Origin of the sequence: Micromonospora sp. U21 (assembly GCF_018070045.1) — a bacterium.
In the GTDB taxonomy this organism is placed as follows: Bacteria; Actinomycetota; Actinomycetes; order Mycobacteriales; family Micromonosporaceae; genus Micromonospora.
Genome location: NZ_JAGPYK010000025.1, coordinates 1 through 21,641 on the forward strand (window position 1 = coordinate 1; position 21,641 = coordinate 21,641).

Consider the following 21,641-nt stretch of genomic DNA (forward strand, 5'->3'; position numbering starts at 1 on the left):
GGGCAGGCACGGGACTCCATCGGTCACAGAGCGTAGAGAACTCCGATGATCGATGGACCCGTGCCTGTCTACTGCCCGCGGGTACTCGCCTGTCCGAATCTTGGACCTACTGCCGGGCGCTCTAAGCCGCGGCCCGGCGTCTCAGCCGAGGAGGGGTGCGGCCGGGCGCCGTCCCCGGGCACCTTCGGCTACCTGCCGGCCTGACGTAACGCGGTCAGGCCCGGCCACGCCGGTGGACTGGGGCCCCGGGCGGGCCCGGTCCACCTACGCAAGGAAACGTCCCGCGATGCGTCGCCGTGTTGTGCCGATCATTCTGTCGATGCTGGTCGTAGGCGGGCTCGCAGCCTGTGGCGCCGCTGAGCCGACCGGGGAGCGGTGGCAGGCGGCGGCGGCCCCCGCTTCGCCGACGGCCAAAGCCGGCGCCACCACCGCCTCGACCCGCTCCGAAGAACAAGGAGGAGGCGGGCCGGCAGGCGCGGCTCGCGCTCGCCGACCTGTCGAGGTTTCGCCAGGAGACGACCGAGCACACCAGTGAGAACTCCGACGATTGTCAGCCAGGCTGACCGCGACAGCGCGGCAGCACGGCCTGAGGCGGACACGGAATCCGCCGGTGCGACCGATCCTGCAACCCGCCAGGCCATATAGGTCGGATCGGCAACGGCCGCAGCTCAGCATCCTTGCGGCGCAGCAGCTACCGCTGCGGCGACCGGCCGGCGTTCACCGTGGCGGCGGCGAGGCCGTTGGCGACGAGGGTGGCACGTCCGAGCGGCTCCCATGCTCCAGCGTCCGTGTCTCAGCGGGGGCAATGTTGGTGTTCACTGCTTGCACCGCCACGGCGGCGACGAGCAGCCCTCCCGCGGTGACGCACAGCAACCGTACGACAGTCGCCCAGGGCAACTCCCCGGCCGGCATCACCGCGGTCAGGGCGTACCCGATGGTTGCGACGGCGCCCGCGACGGACCAGAACGCCGCTGAGCGGGTACGGACTGGCGGTGGGTCGCCGTGCCAGGCGCGAAGCAGCCGGCGGCGGCCGACCACGACGGCGACGCCGAGCGTGACCAGCGCGCCGACGAGGCTGCTGGGGATATCGGACACCGTCCACCAGGCGACCTCGCTGACCGAATCCCACTCGATGCCGAATACGATGCGCAGCCACGCCACGGTATGCGTGAGGTAGTCCCAGCCGATGTGACTGGCCGCGCCGAGCAGCGCAGATCCGACGGTGATCTGCCACGGGTGGCGCACCGTGGCAAGCACCCCGTAGTCGCGCAGCGCGAACGGGCCGAGGTGGGGCAGGTGGGCGGCGAGGGTCGCGACGGTGGCGCGGACGAGCCACGCGCCGAGCAGCGCCACCGGCAGACACCACCACACCAGCGCGGTGAGCGTATGGCTCTGCCACTCCGGTCCGACCCCGAGGAACGCGTACCTGACGTCGGGTGCGACCGCCCCAGTCGTCAGCGCGACACCGTCGAACCAGCGGGGTCGCCAAAGCTTGAGCGGCAGTACCACACCCGGGTGCGACGGAAAGGTCAGCGGCATCGGCGCATCTTCCCACCTGGTAACTCCGGCGCGGGAGGGAGTGCGAGCTTCCGGTGTAACCCATCCGGCATGGTCGTTGGTGGCGCTGGGATGATGCGGCCTCCGCGAAGATGATCGCGAAAGGCTTCAGGGTGAGCTGCTGCAGCAGCTCACGAAGCGGGTCGGGTCACCCACGTCCCAGGCCCGTTGCCGCCCGCGATTCTATCGATGGGGTCAGGGAGAGGTCGGGGGATTCTGTCCGGAAGCCACTCTGTTAGCCCGCTGCAGGAGGTCATCGGCAATGCTGTCCCAGTCCGGGCCGAAGGCGTGGAGGTCGCTGCCTGCCGCCCGCAGCAGCTCGGCATCCTCGGGCCGTTGAAGGCAGGCCAGCCGGAACGCGAGGTTTCGCGCCCAGACCGGGAGACCCATCCAGTCCTCTTCCAGCATCACCCACAGCATCGCCACGATCTCCTCGGGCGGTGCGAAGGTAACGACCTCGACGTACGCACTAGCGACCCTGGCGCTGTGCCGCTCAGGAAGCAACCGTGCCAACTCGAGCAGGGTCATGCATTCCGGAGCGAAAGGTTGGGTCGCGGCAGCCTGGCTGGATCGCACCCGATTGGCGCTATCGAGCACGGCGCGGAGCCAACGGATGACCGTCACGGGCTGAAGCTAGTCCAGCTGATGTCCCGATCTGTAGCCGTTGTTGGTGCTGCCGGGACGGCTGGATCCGACAGCGGCCCCCTTGCCCGGAGACAACCAGCCGCGATCTCGTGAGCTGGCATGAGACGAGTGCCGAAGGCGCTCGAACTGCGAGCGGCTTCTCAGGGCCGGCGGGTTCCGGGACGATGCCGCAGTCGGCGGAGGGGGGCCGCCGCGACAGGGTCAGGAGGGTGAGCCGGTCGGAGTGGCCGCCGGGTCGTAGTCGGCGTCGGACAGGAAGTAGACGACGCCGCTGGCCGGGTCCAGCCAGTATGAGGCTGACACGAAGGCGCCTTCCTCACCGTCGCGCCAATCCAAGCCCGTCCCGCTACGCCAGTCCGCCGCGGACGGCAGCCATGACGACAGCCGGGAGTCTGGATCGGGGAGTTTCGCGGCGTCGGATGTCGTCAGCAGGGTCAGCCTGGCGACGTCGGCGGGCGCAAGCCGGGCCACGCCCTCCCGCAGCAGGATGAGGTCGCCGATGCTGAAGTCGCAGCGGCCGCTCGTGGTCCACTCCCGCCAGTGGACCTCCAGCACCCGGCCCAGCGGCTGCAGCTCCCGCTCGATTGGCACGGTCTCGGTGTGAACGGATGCGTCAACCGTCACCTCCGACGCTGGGCAGTTGAACGGCCCGGAGCAGCCGGTTTGGGCAATAGTCAGTGTGGCCAGAGCGATGATGCTTACCAGTCGGCGCCTCACAGCCGGATCCGCAGGAGCAGCCCGGGCAGCCAGGAGTGGATCACTCGATGCAGCCTACGGGCGCTGGGCGCTGGGCGGTGACCGTGTCGCGTGGCGGGCCTTATCCCCAGCGTCAAGTGTCCAGCCCCAGCCGCCCACGACCGTCACGCGATTAAGCAGCCGGAGATCGAGGGTGATCCTCCTATGGATCGTCAAGTCTTCGTTAGAGACAGGTAGCCGGGCGGTTCTTGGGGTGCCACGATCGCTCGGTGAGCCGTCGTGATCGGGAGCGCCTGACGAACGTGGAGCGGGCTTTTTTCGTCAACGCGTTCGAGATGGATCTTCTGGCGGGCGTTTTTGGTGACCTCGCCGGGAGCAAGCAGGAGATGCCTCTCCACGAGCTCACCCAGGTCCTGTTGTCGTTGATCGATCGTGGCTGGATTGAAGTGCGTCGGTATGACCGGTGGATCGCCGAGGACGGGCGGGAGGGACTGATGCCGGGGGAGGCTGTCGCGCGGCAGCACCTTCCGCAACTGCTGGCCGACCCGGCGACCTGGGAGTACCCCGAGGGCGCTACCTGGGTGGGAGCGATCACGCTCGTCGAGACGGAGTCTGGGAGCAAGGTCAGTCGTATGCCCCCGGAAGAGATAACTGCGCAGCACGGATGACGTCGATGCGGCGGAGGACGTCGATGATCTGGCGGGCGATGAGGCGTTTGAGGCACCGCATGATCTCTTTTGGTGAACAAGCCTTGTTGGCGTCGGCGGGCGACGTACATGCGCGGGGCTCGTGCCAGCGCATGCGGGACAGGGCGATGGTGTGTAGAGCGGAGTTGGCCCACTGGTCTCCGCCGCGGTTGAGCCGGTGCCGATCGGTGCGTCCGGAGCTGGCGGGAATGGGCGCGATCCCGCAGAGACGGGCGAAGGCGGCGTCGGAACGCAGCCGGTCGGGGTTGTCGCCGGTTGTGGTCAGCAGCTGCCCGGCGGTTTGAACGCCAACTCCGGGCAGCTCCAGCAGGTCGGGCGCGGCGGCGGTGACCAGGACGGATAGTTCGGCGTCGAGTTCACGGGTTTCGGCGCTGAGCTGTTGGTACCGGCGGGCGAGGGCAGGGCAGGGCGGCCTTGGCTGCCTGCCGGGAGTCGGCCAGATCGACGCAGAGGTCGTTGGTGTACTGCTGGTGCGACAGGTCGACTGGTGCGACAAGCGGTGTGCAAAGGACGATCACGATGATCAGTGCCTCAGCCGGAACACCAGCGCGATGTGCTCGTCAGGGTAGACCCTCCCGCGGAGTAGATAACCCAGCGTCCCAGTACGACGGGCTCACCGCGCTGATCGCCGCCGACCTGGCACCTGCGCGTGTGCTGGCCGGGAACCTGCCGGCTGGCGGCCGCCGCCGGCGGTGGCGTCGGGTCGGCCACCCCGACCCCGTCGCACTAGCCTCGGCCGCGCGGTTGCTCGCCGACGCCCCGGAGCGGCTGTTCGCCCACGCCCCCGAGCCGGTCATGGACGCGGCCCTCGTTGCCCCTGCGGCGGACGGGGCCTCCGGCGGGTCAACGCGGCCAGAGTCAGCCGGGGACGCCGTTCAGCAGGCGGGCGACGGTGACGAGGGACCTGGATCGGAGCGGTCCCGGGCGGCGACGCCGGACCGTACCGACCGGCAGTTGGAGCGGTCCGAAGGCACGAGTCAGCTCACCTCGACCACGGATCAGCCCGACGCGCCCCCCGCCTCCGACTGGGCGGCGCTGCACGCGGAACTCGCCCCGCTCCTGCCGGCAGCCGCACCGCGACGAACGCCGCGCAACACAGCAGGCCGGTCGGCCGCCAGCCGGGCAGAGTCGCCGTCGACCACGGACGCGCCAGGCTCCGTCGCGGAGCCGGCCGACACCGCACCACCGGCAACGACCCGCCGCGCGGCACCGACGCCGCGAACCGCGACGGGACGGGCAGGTGTCGCCCGAGTCGCCGACCTGGCGGGCGAGGCGGCGCCGATCGCGGAAGTCACGCGAGAGCTACCCCTGGTGGCCGGGCGTGACCTGCCGGATCTGGTAAACACCGCGGCGAGCCGCACCACACCACCCGTCGCGGCCCCCGAGGCGGTGGAGAAGGCCACCGAGCAACGACCAACGTCGCGACCACGGCAGCGCCGGCGGGACGACGGGGACCCGCGGCCGAGCTCGGAGACCGTCCGGCATCGGTCGAACACCCAGTCGGCCGAGGCCGGTCGGCCCTGACGGAAAGATCCTCAAGGCCTGATCAACAAATACTCCCAGGCCGCGTAGCTGAAACCGAGGAGGTGTGTCCGGCTTCCCCGCGGCGCTTGATCATGAAGTTCGCGCTCCTGCGGTTCAGCCCCCTGGTCGTAGAGAGCCGGCCCGACGCAGCGAAAGGCCCCGCCGGGGTCGCGCCCGCCCAGCCGCACAGCATGTCAACGAGGCCCCGGCAAAGTCCCTGCGGAGGAGGCCGGGAACCGCGCGATGGAACGCGACCCCGGCCCCCGCATTACTCAAAGGCCCAGCTCAAAGCAGGCCGCCGGTCAGGCGCCCAGGAGCCCGCCATCCACGCTGGCCTGCGCGTCGCCGTTGACACCGAGGTCCCCCGCGATGCCGCCGATGCCGTGCACCGTGCCGCCCAGGTCGCCGGTCACGCCACCGACACCGAGCCCGCCGACCGTGCCGTCGAGAGTCCCGCCGAGGTCACCGGTGACGCCGCCAGCCAGGCCGGTCACGCCATGCACCGTGCCGCCCAGGTCGCCGGTCACGCCACCGACACCGAGCCCGCCGACCGTACCGTCGAGAGTCCCGCCGACGTCACCGATCACGCCGCCAGCCAGGCCGGTCACGCCATGCACCGTGCCGCCCAGGTCGCCGGTCACGCCACCGACACCGAGCCCGCCGACCGTGCCGTCGAGAGTCCCGCCGAGGTCACCGGTAACGCCGCCAGCCAGGCCGGTCACGCCATGCACCGTGCCGCCCAGGTCGCCGGTCACGCCACCGACACCGAGCCCGCCGACCGTACCGTCGAGAGTCCCGCCGACGTCACCGATCACGCCGCTGACACCGAGCCCACCGACGGTGCTGTCCAGGGTGCCACCGACGTCACCGGTCACACCGGCTGCCAGGGTGATGGCGCCGTGCGCCGTGCCGCCCAGACCGCCGGTGACTCCGCTGACACCGAGTCCACCGACGGTGTTGTCCAGGGCGCCGGTCACGCCGCTGAGGCTCACGCTGTCGAGGGTGGCGCCCACGTCGCCGGTCACACCGGTGAGGCCGAGGCCGCCCAAGGTGCTGTCGAGGGTGCCGGCCACGCCGCCGAGCGCCAGTCCGTTGACGGTGGCACCCGCGCTAGCTCCGAGGCTGTCTCCGGCCAGAAGGGACGTGACGCCCTGGACAGGAACGTAGTCGGCGACCAGCGGAACAATGTCCTGCACGTCGGCCGGGGTCACGTCGTTGATGCCCGCGCCGTCCAGCGCACCTTGCGGGTCCGCCTCGTACGCCGCCCGGGCGTCGACGTTGGTGAGCAGGCCGAATACGAAGTCCTGCAGGTTCTGCGGCGTCACCATCTCAGCGGTTACGCCCATTTCGGCGGTCGACCCCGCGTTGGCGGTGGACTCCAGACTGGTCGTCGAGTTCGCATCGGCAGTTACCTCCGTGTTGCCGGTCCAATCGGCGGCAAAGGTGGAGTTCACGTCGGCGGTTGAGTTCGTGCGGGCGCTTTCGATCATGTTGCCGGTCCCCTCGATAGGTGTTCTAGGACGTGGTCCAGACAAGATCGCCCGACCCACGATCGACCGTAGGTTGAACAGCGGTATCGGGCATCGGGGGTGCGCCCCAGCCCTGCCTCGCCGGGTTAGGGCATGGGTGGCGTTCGGCGTTAGGGGGTTACCGGGTTCTTGCGCGAAAGCCCCCATCGATAGCCCCAGTGTGGAGATGCGCAGCAGCACGTCGGCGAGCCGGCCTCGCCTCACCGGGTGCCCCGCCTCAGTGCCCGGCGCCTGCCCGGCACGACCACCGCATGGGGGGCTGCGGTGTACCGGGTCTGAACGACATGTTGGCCTCACCTCGCCACCGCGATGTGGCTCCCGCTCCCGAGACCAAGGCCGTCGTCACCGCTGCGCTGGGCGGCAACTGGCATCCGTAACGCGGGCAGCCAAGGCGGCGCTTTCCTCCTGTCGAGGAGTTGATGTTGGAGGTGTTGCCGCGAGCGACATCAGACGGGGGTGTCAGTGAGGGCAAACATGTGGTGGCAGGCGTTCACGGCGGTACTCGCCGCCGTCCGCAAGCGCACGCCAGCGCAGGATGAGGCGCTGCGGGCGGAGCGGGCGCGCGGCGTGGACCGGCTCGGCCGGGAGGTGGTGGCCCGGGATGGCCGCGATGTCGAAGAGTAAGACCACACTCGTCAGCGCTGTCGATGCCGGTGCTGCCAACTCGGAACCGGCGGCCGGGTCAATCGTCCGCTACCTCGATTCGGAGCATCGGGGCCGGCGGCAGGTACGCCCAGTCGGAGATGATGACCACGGCCACCTCACGATTCGTCACCATCCAACTCACCGATTCCCACGATCCGCGCACGATGCCCTCCAACCGGTAGCCTCGCCGACGGCTGTAGTCCAGGCACTTCACCACAGCCGGCTCGATGGGATCGATGTCGGCAGGTATCCAGATCACAGCCGTGTCCATGCAGCCCCCTGATCAACTTCTAGGTTCGGCGTCAACCGGACGGCGGGAAACCATCGTGGCTGCCAGCCGCCGCACCGGCATCGTTCACCTGCAGCTTGCGGGTGCGCTGGCGCGCGGACCGCTCTGTCTTATGTGGCCGTGGGGAGTGGTAGGTGCAGCTCGCGGGGGCGATGTCCGGCTGCTCGTCACACCGTCGACCGAAGCGATGGACCCGTACGGAGAGGCCCGGCGCTCACGGTGCCGTTACTCGCGGCTTCCCCCATATCGGCCCTGTCGCCCTGTTGGACGATCTGACTGGCGGGGCAGGTCGCTGCCCCGCTGGCCGACGCCACAGTTGGTGGACTGTGCCGTCGGGGAGTGGGAACGGCTCGCGGGAGATGTAGCCGTGCCGGGCGTAGATGGCAGTCTCGGCGGCAGTCGTCACCTCGGCGTAGGAGGGAAGCGCGAGGCGGTCCATCCGGACCAGGCAGCTGGCAAGCAGGCCCGAAGTGCGGGTGGCGCGCCAGGTGGCTGGCGGGACCGCAAGAAAGGCCAGGTGGTTGTGCGCCTCGGTGGGACGGTGCACCTTGAGGACGCGGTCCAGGCGTCGGAAGCGGTTGAGATGGTCGCCGCAGGCGGCGGCGAGCCGCTGGCGGTAGCTGACTGGCGGCGGGATGGGTCGGTAGCGGTGGAACCAGACGGCGGCGGCGGAGCGGTCAGCGAGCAGGTAGACCTCGCCGAACAGGAGGGCGTGTTCGACCCAGATACGGGCAACGGCGGTGAGCACGGTGCGTCGCTGGTCGTGTTCGGGCACGAGCCAGGCGCCGATCGCCGCATTGTGCAGAGAATCGGCGACGAGGCTGGATACCTGGCCGCTGTCGCACCAACGGGCGCGGACTGTGGGCGGAATACGTCGCATGTGACATCTCCTGTGGATGTGGCGTGGTTGCCCGACGGGAAGCCACCTCCCGTTGGGCAATGGCGTGCGGTCAGGGTCAGGTCGTCCGCCACTGGAGCGGACATGCCGGCACGCGCGTCACGGACCGACGTCGGTGAAGGACAAGGTCATCCCAGGCCCACCCGGTTGCGGACACCCGGGCACCGCCGGTGGCGCCGCCATGAAGGTGCGCTGGGTCCAGACGTGCCCCTGGTCATCTCGGCAGGTCACCACCGTGTCGCCCGGCTGCGGCTGGCAGGAGTGGGGCAACGGTAGAGGTCGCGCTGCTGGTGCCTGTGCTCCCTGCTCCCGGGTCGGCCGTAGCGGCAGGAGGTGACGCCTCAGGCAGGTCTGGTGTCGGGCTGGGGCGATCGTTCGGCGAACGCCTCAGCCCGGGACGAGACGCCACGCTGGGATACGAACTCCGGCGTACACCAGTGGGGTGGGACATCGGCAGCCGCCGCCGTACCAGCGCCTGAGGAAGCCGAGTTGTTCGCACTGCCGGACGCGGCAGGCGTCAGGCCACCGGAGGGAATCCCACCGGTGCGCCCCTGGCCACGACTCACGTCAACGGCAGCCCCTTCGGCCGGCTCGCCGCCGCTCCAACGCTCCACTGACACGTTCCAGCGCAGCGCGGGCGACGCGCCTTGCGAGCGTGCCGGGACCACAGCCGGAGCCGGGACGGAGTGATCTGGACTGCCTGGAGTGATGCCGGGCAGCGCCTCGACGGGCCCAGGCTGCGGTTCGACCGGCTCAGTGGGCTGCTCGACCGGATGCGCCGGCTGACCGAAGATCGGCCGGGTCACCTCGAGTACCGGCGCGAGGGCTGGGCTCAGTGTCTCGACGATGGGCTCAGCCACCGGCCGGATAACCACGCCTACGGGTACGAGTTCTCCCGTCGCGGCGATCCCCTGCACCACCGGCGCCGCCGCATCCACGACCGGACGCGTCACCGGCGCCACGGCGTCGACGACTCTCGCCAGCCCCGTACCGGCCGCGCTGCTCGAAGCGGGACGCAGCGGCGTCACCGCCGGAGACAGACCAATGGGTGGTAGTTGCACGGCAGGGTTGGGCCCCGCGCGGCCAAGGGCGCGTGTGCCGCTTGTCGCTGGGGCCACGGACACCGGCCCGTCTAGTGCCTCGGTTGCGCTCCGGCTGCGTTGAACCGTCACTGACTCGGCGGGTGAGGGTGCGAGGACGCCGTCGATCAGCGCCCCGGCGTCGTCGAGTAGGGGGCCGACGAGGCTCGGGCGAGGATTGTCGACGGCGTAGGCGGGCACCTGCATGACCGCCTCATAGGCGCCCCAGGCGGCAATTAGGCCGCCGAACAGGAGCATCCCGCGCACTGCCGTCTGAGCGAACGGTCGGCCGCGACGCCGCATCAGGGCACCTCCCGGCTCGTCGACAGTCGCCCAGCAACTTCGCTCATTGTGCCCTAGAGCGGTCGGCCGGTCACCTTCCGACATGGGGATCAGTGCAATCCGCTCGAGTACCAGCGCAAGCTCAACAAGGGGCAAGCGTCCCGCCGCGCCCCCGACGGGACGCTTCGCCGACGCTTCTAATCGACGAATCTTCGGTGGGAGGGTCAGCGAGACAGCCCCCGCCGTAAGTCGCTTGGTAGTGATGTGCCGGCAGAGGATCGCTGTGGTCGGTGGATCAGTTGGCGGCGAGTGTGGCCAGGTAGGTGTCCGCGGCGTCAGGTGTCATGAACCAGTTCTGGAAGTCGTTGGGGTCGCAGAAGCCGTTGGCGAACCGGCGGGCGATGGTCGGGTTGGTGGAGGCGGCGCCGAGGATCTGCTGTACGTGCGGGGGTAACGGCTGGAGCATGGCGTTGGTCCAGGTGGTTACGGCCTGTCCGGCGCTTTCCCAGAACCGCTCGAACGTCTGGGTCATCCAGGGTCCGTCGAACGGCTGGTCCCCCCGCTCCAGGATGGACCCGAGGTATGAGTGGGCGCACTTGGCGGCGGTGTTGCTGCCCTGCCCGGTGATGGGGTCGTTGGCGACCACGACGTCGGCCATGCCCAGGACGAGGCCGCCCGAGGGCAGCTCCGCCACGGGATGGCGCACGGTTGGCGTGTATCGACCGGACAGGGTGGCCCGCCCGTCGGTCAGCTCCACGTCGGCGCACCGCTCATAGATCCATGGGGTGTACTGGCGCACGAGCTCGAGGGTCAGCTTGAGATGCTCGGCCGGGTCCCGCCGGTCTTTCCACAGGTCAAGCGGGCCGTCGGGCACGGCTTCCCAGAAGAGGATCTCGCATGGCCCGGACAGGGTCAGCCCGGGGATGACGAAAAGTTCCCCGAGTCCGGGTACCGCGTTGAAGCTGACGTGCGGGACCGGCCACAGCGGGTCCGGTGTCATGCCGTGCACGTAGGCGACGGCGAGTCCTCGCTGGGGTGCGGTGTACACCGACCGCTGCGGGTCGCGGTCGAAGACGCCAACCAGGTCGCCCTTGCCGGCGGCGACGATGGTCAGGTCGTAGCGGCGCAGCTTGGTGAGGCCGTCCAGGTCCGCGGTCGTCACACCCTGGTAGTGCACGGTGCCGCCACGCTGCTCGAACAGTTCCAGCCAGGTGGTCATCTTCAGGCGCTGGTCGGTGCTTTGCGCGTAGCGATCCAGAGGGCCAGAAAAGCGCAGCGCTCGCTCGCCGGGTGGGGCGGACAGGGACAGTTGCAGCCCCTCGATGTGCGGTGTCTGCTCCTGCCAGAGATCCAGCCCGTACTCGCGCTCGGTGTCGAGCGCCGCGGCGAACATCGCCTGGGTGCTCATCACCCAGCCACGGCGGATCTCATCGGGGGTACGGGCCGACATGATGGTCACGTCGTACCCTTCGGCGAGCAGGCTCAGCCCGAGTTGCAGCCCGGACTGCCCGGCCCCCACGATCAGAATCTTCCGCATTGGTGCCTCCAGGTGGTTGAGCTATCGGGCCGCGAGTGCGCCCGGGACCGCGCCGGTGGTGCGTGTCATGGTGTGTTCGACGACTGCCAGCAGGGCCCTGGCGACCGACGACGGGTCACGGGCGTCGCAGGTGATCAGCGGAACCTCGACGGACAGTGTGAGGGCGGCGCGGATGTCCTCTAGCTGGTGCGTCAGCACGCCGTCGAAGAGGTTGACGCAGACCACGAACGGCACGTCGCTGTCTTGCTCGAAGTAGTTGACCGCCGGGAACGATGCCTCCAGGTTCCGGGTGTCGGCCAGCACCAGCGCGCCGACCGCGCCCCGGCACAGGTCGTCCCACATCGGCCAGAACCGTGGCTGCCCGGGTGTGCCGAACAGGTACAGCACGAGGTCGCTGCCGATCGTCAGCCGGCCGAAGTCCATGGCCACGGTCGTGGTCGTCTTGTCGATTCCCGGGTCCAGCCGGTCCACCGTCTCGCTCGCCGCCGTCATCCACGCCTCAGTGTTGATCGGGGGGATCTCGGAGATGGACTGGACACAGGTGGTCTTACCGACGCCGAAGCCGCCGGCGATGACGATCTTCGCCGAGGTCAGCAGGGGGCTGTCAGGCAAGCTGGCGGAGGCCATCGCGCAGTCTCTCCAGGAGGTGAAGATCGAACTGGGTGGTGTAGTGACCGTCGTGGATCTGCAGCCGGTCGGTGGCGGCGAGGTCGTCGACCACGACCCGGGTCACGCCCAGCGACATGCCGCATACCGCCGACAGTTCGGCAACCGATCTGGTTTGCCGGGCCTGCTCGTACAGTGACCGCGCCTCGGGCAGCAGCCCTGATGCGAAGATCGCGTCATAGAACGGCACCGACACCAGGGTGTGCACCAGCAGATGCTGCCGGGTGCGTGCGCGTCCCCCGGTCAACACGTAGGGCCGCACCTTCCAGTAGGTGGTGGGCACTTTCGCTCCCTCGGCTCTGGCCATTCAGCCGGGCGACTGGCTGACGGTGAGGCGGTGCAGATCGTGGCGGACCTGCGGGGTCAGGACGTGCCCGACGGCGCCGACGAACTGCGTCATGTGGTACGAGACGACCCGCAGGTCAGAACCGGCGGCAGCGGCCACGGTCAGCCCCGCGGACTCGCCGACCCGCATGAACATGAGGTGTCCGCGCGGCAGGCGAACAGTCAGATATTCCGACGGACCCAGATCGAGCAGATCGGCGCTGCGGTCGGCCATGCTGAGCAGTCCCGCGGTCAAGGCAGCCAACTGATCGCCCAAGTCACGGGAAACCCCGCGGGAAGCGGCGAGCTGCAGACCGTCGAGGGACACGATCAAAGCGTGGATGACACCGGGCACATCGTCGGCGAACTGGCGCACCAGCCACGCGAAATCCTGGTGCGCGGAGGCCGCCGCCTGTGGTCCGCCGCTGCCGCCGTTCGGGTGGGTCATGGCAGGTGTCCTTCGGTTTTCACGGTTGGTGGTACCTGTGCATCGGTGACGCCGGCGGCGAAAGCAACCGTCTCGTCCGGCCACGTGTCCCGATTTGGCGAGGAGCGGTCCCCCGACGCGGCAACGGTGTTTTCAATCCCGCCATCGGGGCGGCCGTCAGCGCGCACACTCTCCGGTACGCGACGGGGAAGACCACCGCCACTGGCAACCGATTGCACTGCGGCGCGGCGGCCGTTACCGGCCGGCTGGCCGTGTACGAGAGTCAGGCGAGAGGTGGAAGCTTGCGCGCTCGGGTGAGACGCGTCCACCTGCCCCCCTCCTTCACGGGCTCCCCTTTGGACCGAAGGGCGGTGGGCCTCCGGCGCCGCACGTTGGGGATGCGAGGGTGAAGGGGGTGCGGGCGCCATCTCACATAGCAGCGGCGCGGGAACCAGCACGGTCGCGGTCGTGCCGCCCGAGGGTCGGTTTATCAGCGCGACCCGCAGGTGATGGGCGCGGGCCAGGTACGAAACGACGACGAGACCGAGATGCGCTGCCGGGTTTTCCGCGATCGGCGCCGATGGGTTCCCGGCCAGCATGGCGTTCAGCGCAGCGAGCTGGTCGGACCTGACACCGACGCCGGCGTCCTCGACACGAAGCAGAACGCTGCCGTCCTCGGTGATGAACGACGACACGATCACCGGCGAGGTCGGCGGGGAGAAGCGGGTTGCGTTGTCCAGCAGCTCAGTCAGCACCCGAATCACGTCGTCGGCCGCGAACTCTACGACCCCGAGGCCCACCACATGTCCGACACGAATTCGCGCGTAGTACTCGGTAGCCGACGTCGCGGCCCGAATGACATCGACTAAGGCGACCGTCTGCCGGTCGGCGTCCTCGACACGCCGCCCCAACAGGACCTGCAGGTTCTCCGCGTGGCGGCGGATGCGGGTGTTCGCGTGGTCGATGCGGTAGAGCCGCTCGAGCCGCTCGGGATCCTGCTCATCGGCCTCGACAACCTCAAGGTGGCTGCCCATCTGGTAGGCCGACGCCAGAATGCGCAGCGCGAACTGCTCGCAGATCGCGGGCCACAGGGTCTCGACACGCTCCGGTGGTGGCGACGGGTCCGGTGGGGTCGACCCCCGCTTTTGCGGGACCGCCCATTGCGCCACGGTGGGATCCAGCCATCTGGCCAACCGTTGCCGCCACGTCACCGGATGCCCATCCATCGAGTGAGTTGCCACGGCTTGATGTTTCACGATCTATCCGACCAATCGGTTATCTCGTGTTCTGGCATGGTGCAGGAGTCAACCACCGTCTTTCACCGATCGCAACACTTCAGACCCGAGTGGGAGAAATCTTCCTATTCACCTTGCCCTGCCCCGTCCGGTCGGTCACGGCAGGACCATCTCGGCGTCCTGTCGCACCAACGCCATCGTCCTGAGTGCAGCACTACGGTGAAGGGCGCGGCATCGGCTGAAATCGCTACTCCCCGGTATGCCCCACGGTGCTGTCGGTTACTGACGGGGCGGGATCCGGGGGCGTGAGTCCCGCCCGCCATGGGTGTGGCGCACCCCAACCTCCAGAGGAACAAGCGTCGATGGTCCGGGTATCGTTACGGTCCGCCCCGACCAGGATCTACCTGTCGGCGTCAGCAGGTGCCGGCGACGCAGCGCAGCGAAACGAGCCGTGATCAACGGGGGCGCTGCGCGGGGCGGCGTAGTGGGTTAGGCCCAGATCGCTGTCGTCTAACTCGGCCGGCCGGCACGATGTAGAAAGGGGGGTAGCGGCTCCCCGCCCCACACTCCGGAGTGGAAGAACGCCTCAGCCTCTGGCCCAGTAAGAAACCGCACCCCCGGGCTATCTGGCCAGCACGACGACCACCATCGCCAAGCACCCGAGCAGTAGGGTCACTGCGCCGAACACCGCATAGGGCCACCACTCGCCCGAGCGTTGCGGCTGTTGGGGAAGTGGCTGGGTTGGCAGGTTCCAGACGGCAGGTGCGGCAACGCCGTTGCGGCCCGGCCAGCGCGGCGGTGGGATACGAGCTGTCGAATTAGCCATGGGGATATCTCCCGGCGGGCTTCATGGTGCGCTGTTCGGACCAGGTACCGGGCGAGATCGCGGGGGTGGTGGGTCCCGCCCGTTCGTCAGGCCGCGCACCCGACCTTTCCATCATTTACAGGCGTCGCGGAAATGTGGGGCGTTACATCTACCGCCATGCCGATGGCGCATCGCTGGTCGCGGAACGTCACGACGGCCACCGACACTACCCAAGGGTCTCGCTGAGGCACCGCTGGTCGGCTCGGGAGCGGTGACCAGACCGCCATGGAGTACGCGTACGCCGAGCTGCTGCCCGCGGCCGGCGAGCTGGCCGGGGCGGGCAGCGGGGTGCTCAGCCTCGGCCCGGTGGCCCGGTACCTGGCCGACCTCGCTGCCGCGCTCGGTCGGGACGACGAGGCCGCCGTCCATCAGCGATCGGCGCGGGCGGTTGCGGCGCGGGTCCGGGCGGCGGGCTGACCCGGGTTACCGCCCCGGGCCGTGGTGGCCCGGGGCGGCGGAGAGTCAGGCCGTGCGGAGCCAGAAGGTCAGGCCGAGCGACTCGTCGGTGAACGGCTGGGCGTCCGGCCAGGACGGTTCACCGTCGGCGCAGTCGGTCGCCAGCACCTCCTCGGCCACCAGGTCGCGGTGCTCGGCGAGGGCGAGCGCGGTCTTCTCCCGGTCCGTCTGGTACCGCAGCTCGATCCGGTCGGTCACCTCCAGGCCGCTGCTCTTGCGCGCCTCCTGGATCTGCCGGATCGCGTCCCGGGCCACCCCGGCCCGGCGCAGCTCCGGGGTCAGGTGCAGGTCCAGGGCCAGGGTCGCGCTTGCGTCGCTGGCCACCGCCCAGCCCTCCCGCGGCGTCTCCACCACGACCACCTCGTCCGGGCCGAGCGTCACCGACTCGTCGCCGAGGAGAACCGTGGCCGAGCCGGTGTCCCGCAGCGAGTCCCGCAGCGCGGCGGCGTCCGCGGCCGCGATCGCCTTGGCCACCTGCTGTACCCCCTTGCCGAACCGTTTGCCGAGGGTACGGAAGTTGGCCTTGGCGGTGGTGTCCACCAGCGAACCGCCCGCGCCGCCCACCGGCTCGACCGAGCCGACGTTCAGCTCGGCGACGATCTCGGCCAGCAGCTCCGGCGACAGCTCCTCGAACCCGTTGGCGGAGGCCAACGCGCGGGACAGTGGCTGACGGACCTTCATCCCGGAGTCGGCCCGGGCGGCCCGGCCCAGTTCGACCAGCCGGCGGGCGAGCGCCATCTGCCGGGAGAGGGCCGGGTCGATCAGCGACTCGTCGACCTCCGGGTACGCGGCCAGGTGCACCGACTGCGGCAGCGTCGGGGCGACCGGCACGACCATGTCCTGCCAGACCCGCTCGGTGACGAACGGGGTGAGCGGCGCCAGCAGCAGGGTGACGGTGCTGAGTGCCTCGTGCAGGGTGGCGAGCGCCGCCCGGTCGCCCCGCCAGAAGCGCCGCCGGCTGCGCCGGACGTACCAGTTCGACAGATCGTCGATGAAGGTGGCGAGCAACCGTCCCGCCTGGTGCGTGTCGAACGCCGCCATCGCCGCGTCGACCTGCTGGACCAGCGTGTTCAGCTCGGAGAGCACCCACCGGTCCAGCACCGGCCGGTCGGCGGGCGCCGGGTCGGCGGCCGACGGGGTCCAGCCGGCGGTGCGGCCGTAGAGGGACTGGAAGGCGGCCGTGTTCCAGTAGGTCAGCAGGATCTTGCGGACCACCTCCTGGAGCGCCGTGTGCCCGACCCGCCGCGCCGACCAGGGCGAGCCGACGGCGGCCATGAACCAGCGCACCGCGTCCGCGCCGTGCTGGTCCATCAACGGGATCGGCTCCAGGATGTTGCCCAGGTGCTTGGACATCTTCCGGCCGTCCTCGGCCAGGATGTGGCCGAGGCAGACCACGTTCTCGTACGCCGACCGGTCGAAGACCAGCGTGCCGATGGCCATCAGGGTGTAGAACCAGCCGCGCGTCTGGTCGATGGCCTCGGAGATGAACTGGGCCGGGTAGCGCTCGGCGAAGAGCTCGGTGTTGCGGTGCGGGTAGCCGAACTGCGCGAACGGCATGGAACCCGAGTCGTACCAGGCGTCGATGACGTCGGGCACCCGGCGGGCGGTCTCCCCGCAGTGGCAACCGAAGGTGACGTCGTCGATGAACGGCCGGTGCGGATCGAGGTTGCTCAGGTCGGACCCGGTAAGCTCGCCCAGCTCCGCGAGCGAGCCGACGCAGGTCAGGTGCTCGTTCGGGCAGCGCCAGATGGGCAGGGGGGTGCCCCAGTAGCGGCGGCGCGACAGCGCCCAGTCGACGTTGTTGTTGAGCCAGTCGCCGTAGCGGCCGTACTTGACCGTGGCGGGGTGCCAGGTAGTGCGCTCGTTCTCCCGCAGCAGCGCGTCCCGGACGGCGGTGGTCCGCACGTACCAGGACGGCTGGGCGTAGTAGATCAGCGCGGTGTGGCAGCGCCAGCAGTGCGGGTAGGTGTGCTCGTACGGCTGGTTACGGAAGAGCAGGCCCCGGATCTGCAGGTCCTCGATCAGCGGCCGGTCGGCCTCCTTGAAGAACAGCCCGCCGACCAGCGGTACCTCCGGGAAGAACCGGCCGTTGGACTGCACCGGGTTCACCATCGGCAGGCCGTACGCCCGGCTGTTGGCCAGGTCGTCCGCGCCGAAGGCGGGCGCCTGGTGGACCAGCCCGGTGCCGCTGTCCGTGGTGACGTACGACGCGAGGATCACGATGTGCGCGTCGGGGACCTCGACCAGGTCGAACGGCGCTCGGTAGGTCCACCGCTCGAGTTCCTTGCCCTTGAACGACTCGCCGGTCAGCTCCCACCCGTCGCCGAGCGCGTACGCCAGCAGCGGCTCGGCCACCACGAGCTGCTCGTTGCCGTCGCTGGCCACGACGTACCGCACGTCGGGGTGCACCGCGACCGCGACGTTCGACGGCAGGGTCCACGGGGTGGTGGTCCAGACCAGCAGCGCGGCCCGGTCGGCCAGTGGGCCAGAGGTGAGCGGGAAGCGGACGAAGACCGACGGGTCGACGACCGTCTCGTAGCCCTGGGCGACCTCGTGGTCCGACAGGCCGGTCTCGTCCCGCGGGCACCACGGCGCGACCCGGAAGTCCTCGACCAGCAGGCCCTTGTCGAAGATCTGTTTCAACGACCACCAGACGGACTCGATGTACTCCGGGTCCATGGTCCGGTAGGCGTCGTCCGTGTCCACCCAGTAGCCCATGCGCTCGGTGAGCTCGGCGAACGCGTCGGTGTGCCGGGTGACCGACTCGCGGCACCGGGCGTTGAACTCCGCGATGCCGAACTTCTCGATGTCCTGCTTGCCGGAGAAGCCGAGCTCGCGCTCGACGGCCAGCTCCACGGGGAGACCGTGGCAGTCCCAGCCGGCCTTGCGGGCGACGTGGAACCCCTTCATGGTCTTGTAGCGCGGGAAGACGTCCTTGAAGACCCGGGCCTCGATGTGGTGGGCGCCAGGCAAGCCGTTGGCGGTCGGCGGCCCTTCGTAGAACACCCACTCGGGGCGACCCTCGGACTGCTCGAGGCTACGCGCGAAGATGCTGTTGGCGTGCCAGAAGTGCAGGACCTCATGGTCGAGCTCGGGCAGATCGACCTGGGTCGGTACGCTGCGGTACATCGTTCCTCCGTCGGCGCGTGTGGTGAAGCTCCGCCGGAGGGACGAGGCCGTAGGCCCCGCGGTACCACCCTCCTTGGCCGGTCAAGGCCCTCTCGTTCTCCTGTGGTCGGGTCTACTCGGCCTGGCGGCCTTTCTTCCGACGGCTCCGGGGTGATCTTCCCGCCACGCACACCCCCGGGCTTCCACCATCCCCGGATCGCTTCTGGCTGCGTGTGGCGGTACTCGTCCCCATCTGCGCTTTCCGCACGCATCCTATCCCAGCGCATCTGATCACGACCACGGCGTTGCGGACGCCCTGACCCTTGGACTCACCGACAATTTATTTTGTCTTGACAGGAGAATCTGTCGGTGAGAGAGTCAAGCCATGTTCGACATCGCAGTGATCGAGGACCCGGCGGCGGCCGAGGCGTCGCTGGACCCGATGCGCGCCCGGCTGCTGGCCGAGCTCGCAGAGCCGGCCTCGGCGACGATGCTCGCCGCCCGGGTCGGCCTGCCGCGGCAGAAGGTCAACTACCACCTCCGGGCGCTCGAGCAGCACGGCCTGATCGAGCTGGTCGAGGAGCGTCGCAAGGGCAACGTCACCGAGCGGGTCATGCGCGCCACCGCGGCGTCCTACGTGATCTCGCCCGCGGCCCTGGCCGCGGTGCGACCCAACCCGTCGCCGTCGCCGGACCGGCTCTCCGCGCGGTGGCTGCTCGCGGTCGCCGCCCGCCTCGTGCAGGACGTCGGCACGTTGATCACCGGCGCCGACCGGGCGAAGAAGCGGGTGGCGACCTTCACCCTCGACGGCGCCGTCCGGTTCGCCTCGGCGAGCGACCGGGCCGCGTTCGCCGAGGAGTTGGCCGCCGCGGTCACCGCGCTGGTCGGCAAATACCACGACGAGAACGCCCCCGGCGGTCGCGAGCACCGGGTGGTGCTCGCCCTGCACCCCACCGTCAATCCCACCACCGGCACCGAATCCGAGGAGTCCTGACATGACCGCCATGACCAGCCCGACCACTGCCCGGGCCATCGGCACCGTCAGCGCCACCACCCGGCGTCGCCGCCAACGGGCCCTGGGCGTGGGCGTCGCGGTGGCCGCGAACAGCCTGCTCTACCTGGTCGCCCGTACGGCCGGCACGGACTTCACCCTCACCGACCCGGGGGCGACACGGTCGCACCAGCTGATCCTGCCGGAGATCGGGGTCTTCAGCCTGGTCTTCGCGCTGCTCGGCTGGGGTTCTCTCGCGCTGATCGAGCGGTTCTCCCGGCACGCCCGGGTGATCTGGAGCGTACTCGCCGGCGCGGTCCTGCTGGCCTCCTTCATCCCGGTTTTCCTCGAGCACGCCACCACGGACACCCGGGTCATGCTCTGCGTACTGCACGTCGTGGTGGCTGCGGCGCTGCTGCCGATGCTCCGCCAGCCGGCCGGCGCCGCCGCCCGCTGACCCGCGTTCGACCGGACACGCTCACCGCACGTACCTCCCGCCGGCGTCACTACCCGCGCTGCCAGCGACAGAACTGACCCGACGACGACTCGTGAACGACCGAACATCGACGAAAGGCTTTGGATCATGGGACACCACTTCGAGCTCCACAAGGACATCGAGCTGGCCGCCACCCCGGAGCAGGTGTGGGCGGCGATCACCACCGGACCGGGCATCGACTCCTGGTTCATGGGTCGCAGTCAGGTGGAGCCACGCGAGGGCGGGCGGACCAGCCTGACCATGGCCGGCCACGTCGGCGAGGCGACGGTCACCGCCTGGGAGCCCGGGAAGCGGTTCGCGAACCGCACCGAGCCCGGGCCGGACGGCAGTTTCATGGCCATCGAATACCTCATCGAGGGTCGCGAGCAGGGCGGCACGGTGCTGCGGCTGGTCCAGAGCGGCGTGCTCGGCGACAACTGGGAGACCGAGTACGAGGCGATGCAGACCGGCTGGAACATGTACCTGGGCAGCCTGGCCGCCTACCTCGCCCACTTCCCCGGCCAGGCCGGCACCCCGGTCACCGCGTTCCGTCCGGAGGCCGGCCGTCCGGAGCAGGTGTGGGCCGCGGTGGCCGACGCCATCGGCATCGCCGGCCCGATCACCGAGGGGGCCAAGGCCAGGCTCACGATCGACGGCCGGCCGCCGGTCGAGGGAGTCGTCGACCTCGCCGGTCTTCCGACCTACGTCGGCGTCCGCACCGACGACGCGCTCTACCGGTTCCTGCACTCCGGCACCGAGCGGGGCAACGTCCTGGTCCTCGGCCACCACATCTTCACCGCCGATAAGGATTCGTCCCGGACCGAGCAGGCCTGGCAGAACTGGGTGAACACGTTGCCGATCGGCTGACAGCCGAGCCGCAGCACGCACCGGAGAGCGACCGTCTCCCGCGACAGCAGCGGGCGCGGCCGCTTTCGCGTCTCCGACGTCAGCCCCTCCGGTGCGCGCCGCGGTACGTGCGAGAGCTGACCCCGACGACCTGCCGGAAGGCATCTTCCGCACCCGCCTCGATGCAGCCCGGGTGCCCGAATGGTTCTACCGGCGTCACCGCAACGCCGATGAACGCGACTCGCCAATACAGCCGAAGGTCGCCGTCGCCGCCTGGCCGGCTGACGAGACCCCCGGCGCTGACCGATGTGTGCTCCGTCGGTCGCGGCGCAAGCGTCACCCGGGTTGGTGTGTTCGGCTTGATAGCGTGATCGGCATGAGCGAAGCGCCCGGGAGCGACGAGTACGAGGCCGAGCCCAAGCCGGTGCGGGCCTTGCCGGAGGCAACCGTCGCGGGGGACTGGTCCATCCTCGTCGCCATCGCGGCCGCAGTCGCAGGTCTGCTCATTTGGCGTCGACGGAGCCGACGCGGCTAGGGCGTGTCCTGCCGATCTTGTAGTCAGCGCCACCGGTACCGGTGCCTCGTCGAGCCGTGCCTGCTCGAAGACGAGGTCCACGGCGTCGAGCTTGGTCGTGTAGACGGCGCTGATCAGCGCTTCTCGGGTGGCGAATCGGCGGTAGACCGTGCGCCGGTCGACCCCGGCCGTCGACGCGATGGTGCTCATGCTGGTCGCCGGATCCTCGGCGAGCAGGCGAGCACCCGTCTTCAGGACCAGGTCGAGGTTGCGTGCCGCGTCAGCTAGTTCGGGCACCTACCGAACCAGGAGACGTGGGCGCACAACCTGGTCGACGGGGGGGTTG

The 21,641-nt window shown here is 69.7% G+C and carries 20 protein-coding genes; 6 read left to right on the forward strand and 14 right to left on the reverse strand.

What is annotated here, in order from left to right; all coding sequences use genetic code 11:
- Positions 1-717: 717 nt before the first annotated feature.
- The 3 genes from KBX63_RS26025 to KBX63_RS26035 all read right to left on the reverse strand — a co-directional run bounded on the left by KBX63_RS26025 (position 718) and on the right by KBX63_RS26035 (position 2,793).
- Entirely contained in the window at positions 718-1,539 is an 822-nt protein-coding gene (locus KBX63_RS26025) for a DUF4184 family protein (protein ID WP_210915720.1), read from the reverse strand.
- Positions 1,540-1,752: 213 nt separating this feature from the next.
- Positions 1,753-2,181: a hypothetical protein gene (locus tag KBX63_RS26030; RefSeq protein WP_307871849.1), complete on the reverse strand. Its 429-nt coding sequence runs from the start codon at positions 2,179-2,181 to the stop codon at positions 1,753-1,755.
- Between the two features lie 222 nt (positions 2,182-2,403).
- Positions 2,404-2,793 (reverse strand): hypothetical protein, encoded by a 390-nt coding sequence (locus KBX63_RS26035; protein WP_210915722.1) that lies wholly within the window; start codon positions 2,791-2,793, stop codon positions 2,404-2,406.
- Between the two features lie 374 nt (positions 2,794-3,167).
- Here KBX63_RS26035 and KBX63_RS26040 point away from each other — a divergent pair, with 374 nt between their 5' ends.
- Complete coding sequence (locus KBX63_RS26040) at positions 3,168-3,566, forward strand: hypothetical protein (RefSeq protein WP_210915725.1); 399 nt, start codon at positions 3,168-3,170, stop codon at positions 3,564-3,566.
- Here KBX63_RS26040 and KBX63_RS26045 read toward each other — a convergent pair.
- Positions 3,523-4,101 carry a transposase gene (locus KBX63_RS26045; protein ID WP_210915729.1) on the reverse strand — a complete coding sequence of 193 codons (579 nt, stop codon included), beginning with the start codon at positions 4,099-4,101 and terminating at the stop codon, positions 3,523-3,525. The genes KBX63_RS26040 and KBX63_RS26045 overlap by 44 nt on opposite strands.
- Before the next feature lie 1,330 nt (positions 4,102-5,431).
- Positions 5,432-6,838, reverse strand: coding sequence for an IniB N-terminal domain-containing protein (locus KBX63_RS26050; protein WP_210915731.1), 1,407 nt, complete (start codon positions 6,836-6,838; stop codon positions 5,432-5,434).
- A 276-nt stretch (positions 6,839-7,114) separates the two neighbouring features.
- Between KBX63_RS26050 and KBX63_RS26055 the strand changes: the two genes are divergently transcribed.
- Positions 7,115-7,282: a hypothetical protein gene (locus tag KBX63_RS26055; RefSeq protein WP_210915734.1), complete on the forward strand. Its 168-nt coding sequence runs from the start codon at positions 7,115-7,117 to the stop codon at positions 7,280-7,282.
- Between the two features lie 58 nt (positions 7,283-7,340).
- On the opposite strand, the gene KBX63_RS26060 is transcribed toward KBX63_RS26055, so the two are convergent.
- The 7 genes from KBX63_RS26060 to KBX63_RS26090 form a co-directional block, all read right to left on the reverse strand.
- Positions 7,341-7,574 (reverse strand): hypothetical protein, encoded by a 234-nt coding sequence (locus tag KBX63_RS26060; RefSeq protein ID WP_210915737.1) that lies wholly within the window; start codon positions 7,572-7,574, stop codon positions 7,341-7,343.
- Positions 7,575-7,806: 232 nt separating this feature from the next.
- On the reverse strand, positions 7,807-8,472 hold the full coding sequence (locus tag KBX63_RS26065; RefSeq protein WP_210915739.1) for a hypothetical protein: 666 nt from the start codon (positions 8,470-8,472) through the stop codon (positions 7,807-7,809).
- A gap of 1,674 nt (positions 8,473-10,146) precedes the next feature.
- Complete coding sequence (locus KBX63_RS26070; protein ID WP_210915741.1) at positions 10,147-11,388, reverse strand: styrene monooxygenase/indole monooxygenase family protein; 1,242 nt, start codon at positions 11,386-11,388, stop codon at positions 10,147-10,149.
- Between the two features lie 21 nt (positions 11,389-11,409).
- Complete coding sequence (locus tag KBX63_RS26075) at positions 11,410-12,015, reverse strand: ATP/GTP-binding protein (RefSeq protein WP_210915742.1); 606 nt, start codon at positions 12,013-12,015, stop codon at positions 11,410-11,412.
- Positions 11,993-12,337, reverse strand: coding sequence for a DUF742 domain-containing protein (locus KBX63_RS26080; protein ID WP_210915743.1), 345 nt, complete (start codon positions 12,335-12,337; stop codon positions 11,993-11,995). The genes KBX63_RS26075 and KBX63_RS26080 overlap by 23 nt, the downstream gene beginning before the upstream one ends.
- A gap of 24 nt (positions 12,338-12,361) precedes the next feature.
- On the reverse strand, positions 12,362-12,826 hold the full coding sequence (locus KBX63_RS26085; RefSeq protein ID WP_210915749.1) for a roadblock/LC7 domain-containing protein: 465 nt from the start codon (positions 12,824-12,826) through the stop codon (positions 12,362-12,364).
- On the reverse strand, positions 12,823-13,974 hold the full coding sequence (locus tag KBX63_RS26090; protein WP_210915750.1) for a sensor histidine kinase KdpD: 1,152 nt from the start codon (positions 13,972-13,974) through the stop codon (positions 12,823-12,825). Before KBX63_RS26090 ends, KBX63_RS26085 begins: the two co-directional genes overlap by 4 nt.
- A gap of 1,156 nt (positions 13,975-15,130) precedes the next feature.
- Between KBX63_RS26090 and KBX63_RS26095 the strand changes: the two genes are divergently transcribed.
- Positions 15,131-15,322 carry a hypothetical protein gene (locus KBX63_RS26095; protein WP_210915751.1) on the forward strand — a complete coding sequence of 64 codons (192 nt, stop codon included), beginning with the start codon at positions 15,131-15,133 and terminating at the stop codon, positions 15,320-15,322.
- A 45-nt stretch (positions 15,323-15,367) separates the two neighbouring features.
- On the opposite strand, the gene ileS is transcribed toward KBX63_RS26095, so the two are convergent.
- Positions 15,368-18,490: an isoleucine--tRNA ligase gene (gene ileS / locus KBX63_RS26100; protein ID WP_210915753.1), complete on the reverse strand. Its 3,123-nt coding sequence runs from the start codon at positions 18,488-18,490 to the stop codon at positions 15,368-15,370.
- Positions 18,491-18,854: 364 nt separating this feature from the next.
- Between ileS and KBX63_RS26105 the strand changes: the two genes are divergently transcribed.
- The 3 genes from KBX63_RS26105 to KBX63_RS26115 all read left to right on the forward strand — a co-directional run bounded on the left by KBX63_RS26105 (position 18,855) and on the right by KBX63_RS26115 (position 20,802).
- Complete coding sequence (locus KBX63_RS26105) at positions 18,855-19,463, forward strand: helix-turn-helix domain-containing protein (RefSeq protein WP_210915754.1); 609 nt, start codon at positions 18,855-18,857, stop codon at positions 19,461-19,463.
- Between the two features lies 1 nt (position 19,464).
- Complete coding sequence (locus KBX63_RS26110; RefSeq protein ID WP_210915755.1) at positions 19,465-19,917, forward strand: DUF6069 family protein; 453 nt, start codon at positions 19,465-19,467, stop codon at positions 19,915-19,917.
- A 126-nt stretch (positions 19,918-20,043) separates the two neighbouring features.
- Entirely contained in the window at positions 20,044-20,802 is a 759-nt protein-coding gene (locus KBX63_RS26115) for an SRPBCC domain-containing protein (protein ID WP_210915757.1), read from the forward strand.
- 79 nt (positions 20,803-20,881) lie between these two features.
- Here the strand turns inward: KBX63_RS26115 and KBX63_RS26120 are convergent, their stop codons facing one another.
- On the reverse strand, positions 20,882-21,592 hold the full coding sequence (locus KBX63_RS26120; protein WP_307871850.1) for a helix-turn-helix domain-containing protein: 711 nt from the start codon (positions 21,590-21,592) through the stop codon (positions 20,882-20,884).
- Between the last annotated feature and the right edge of the window lie 49 nt (positions 21,593-21,641).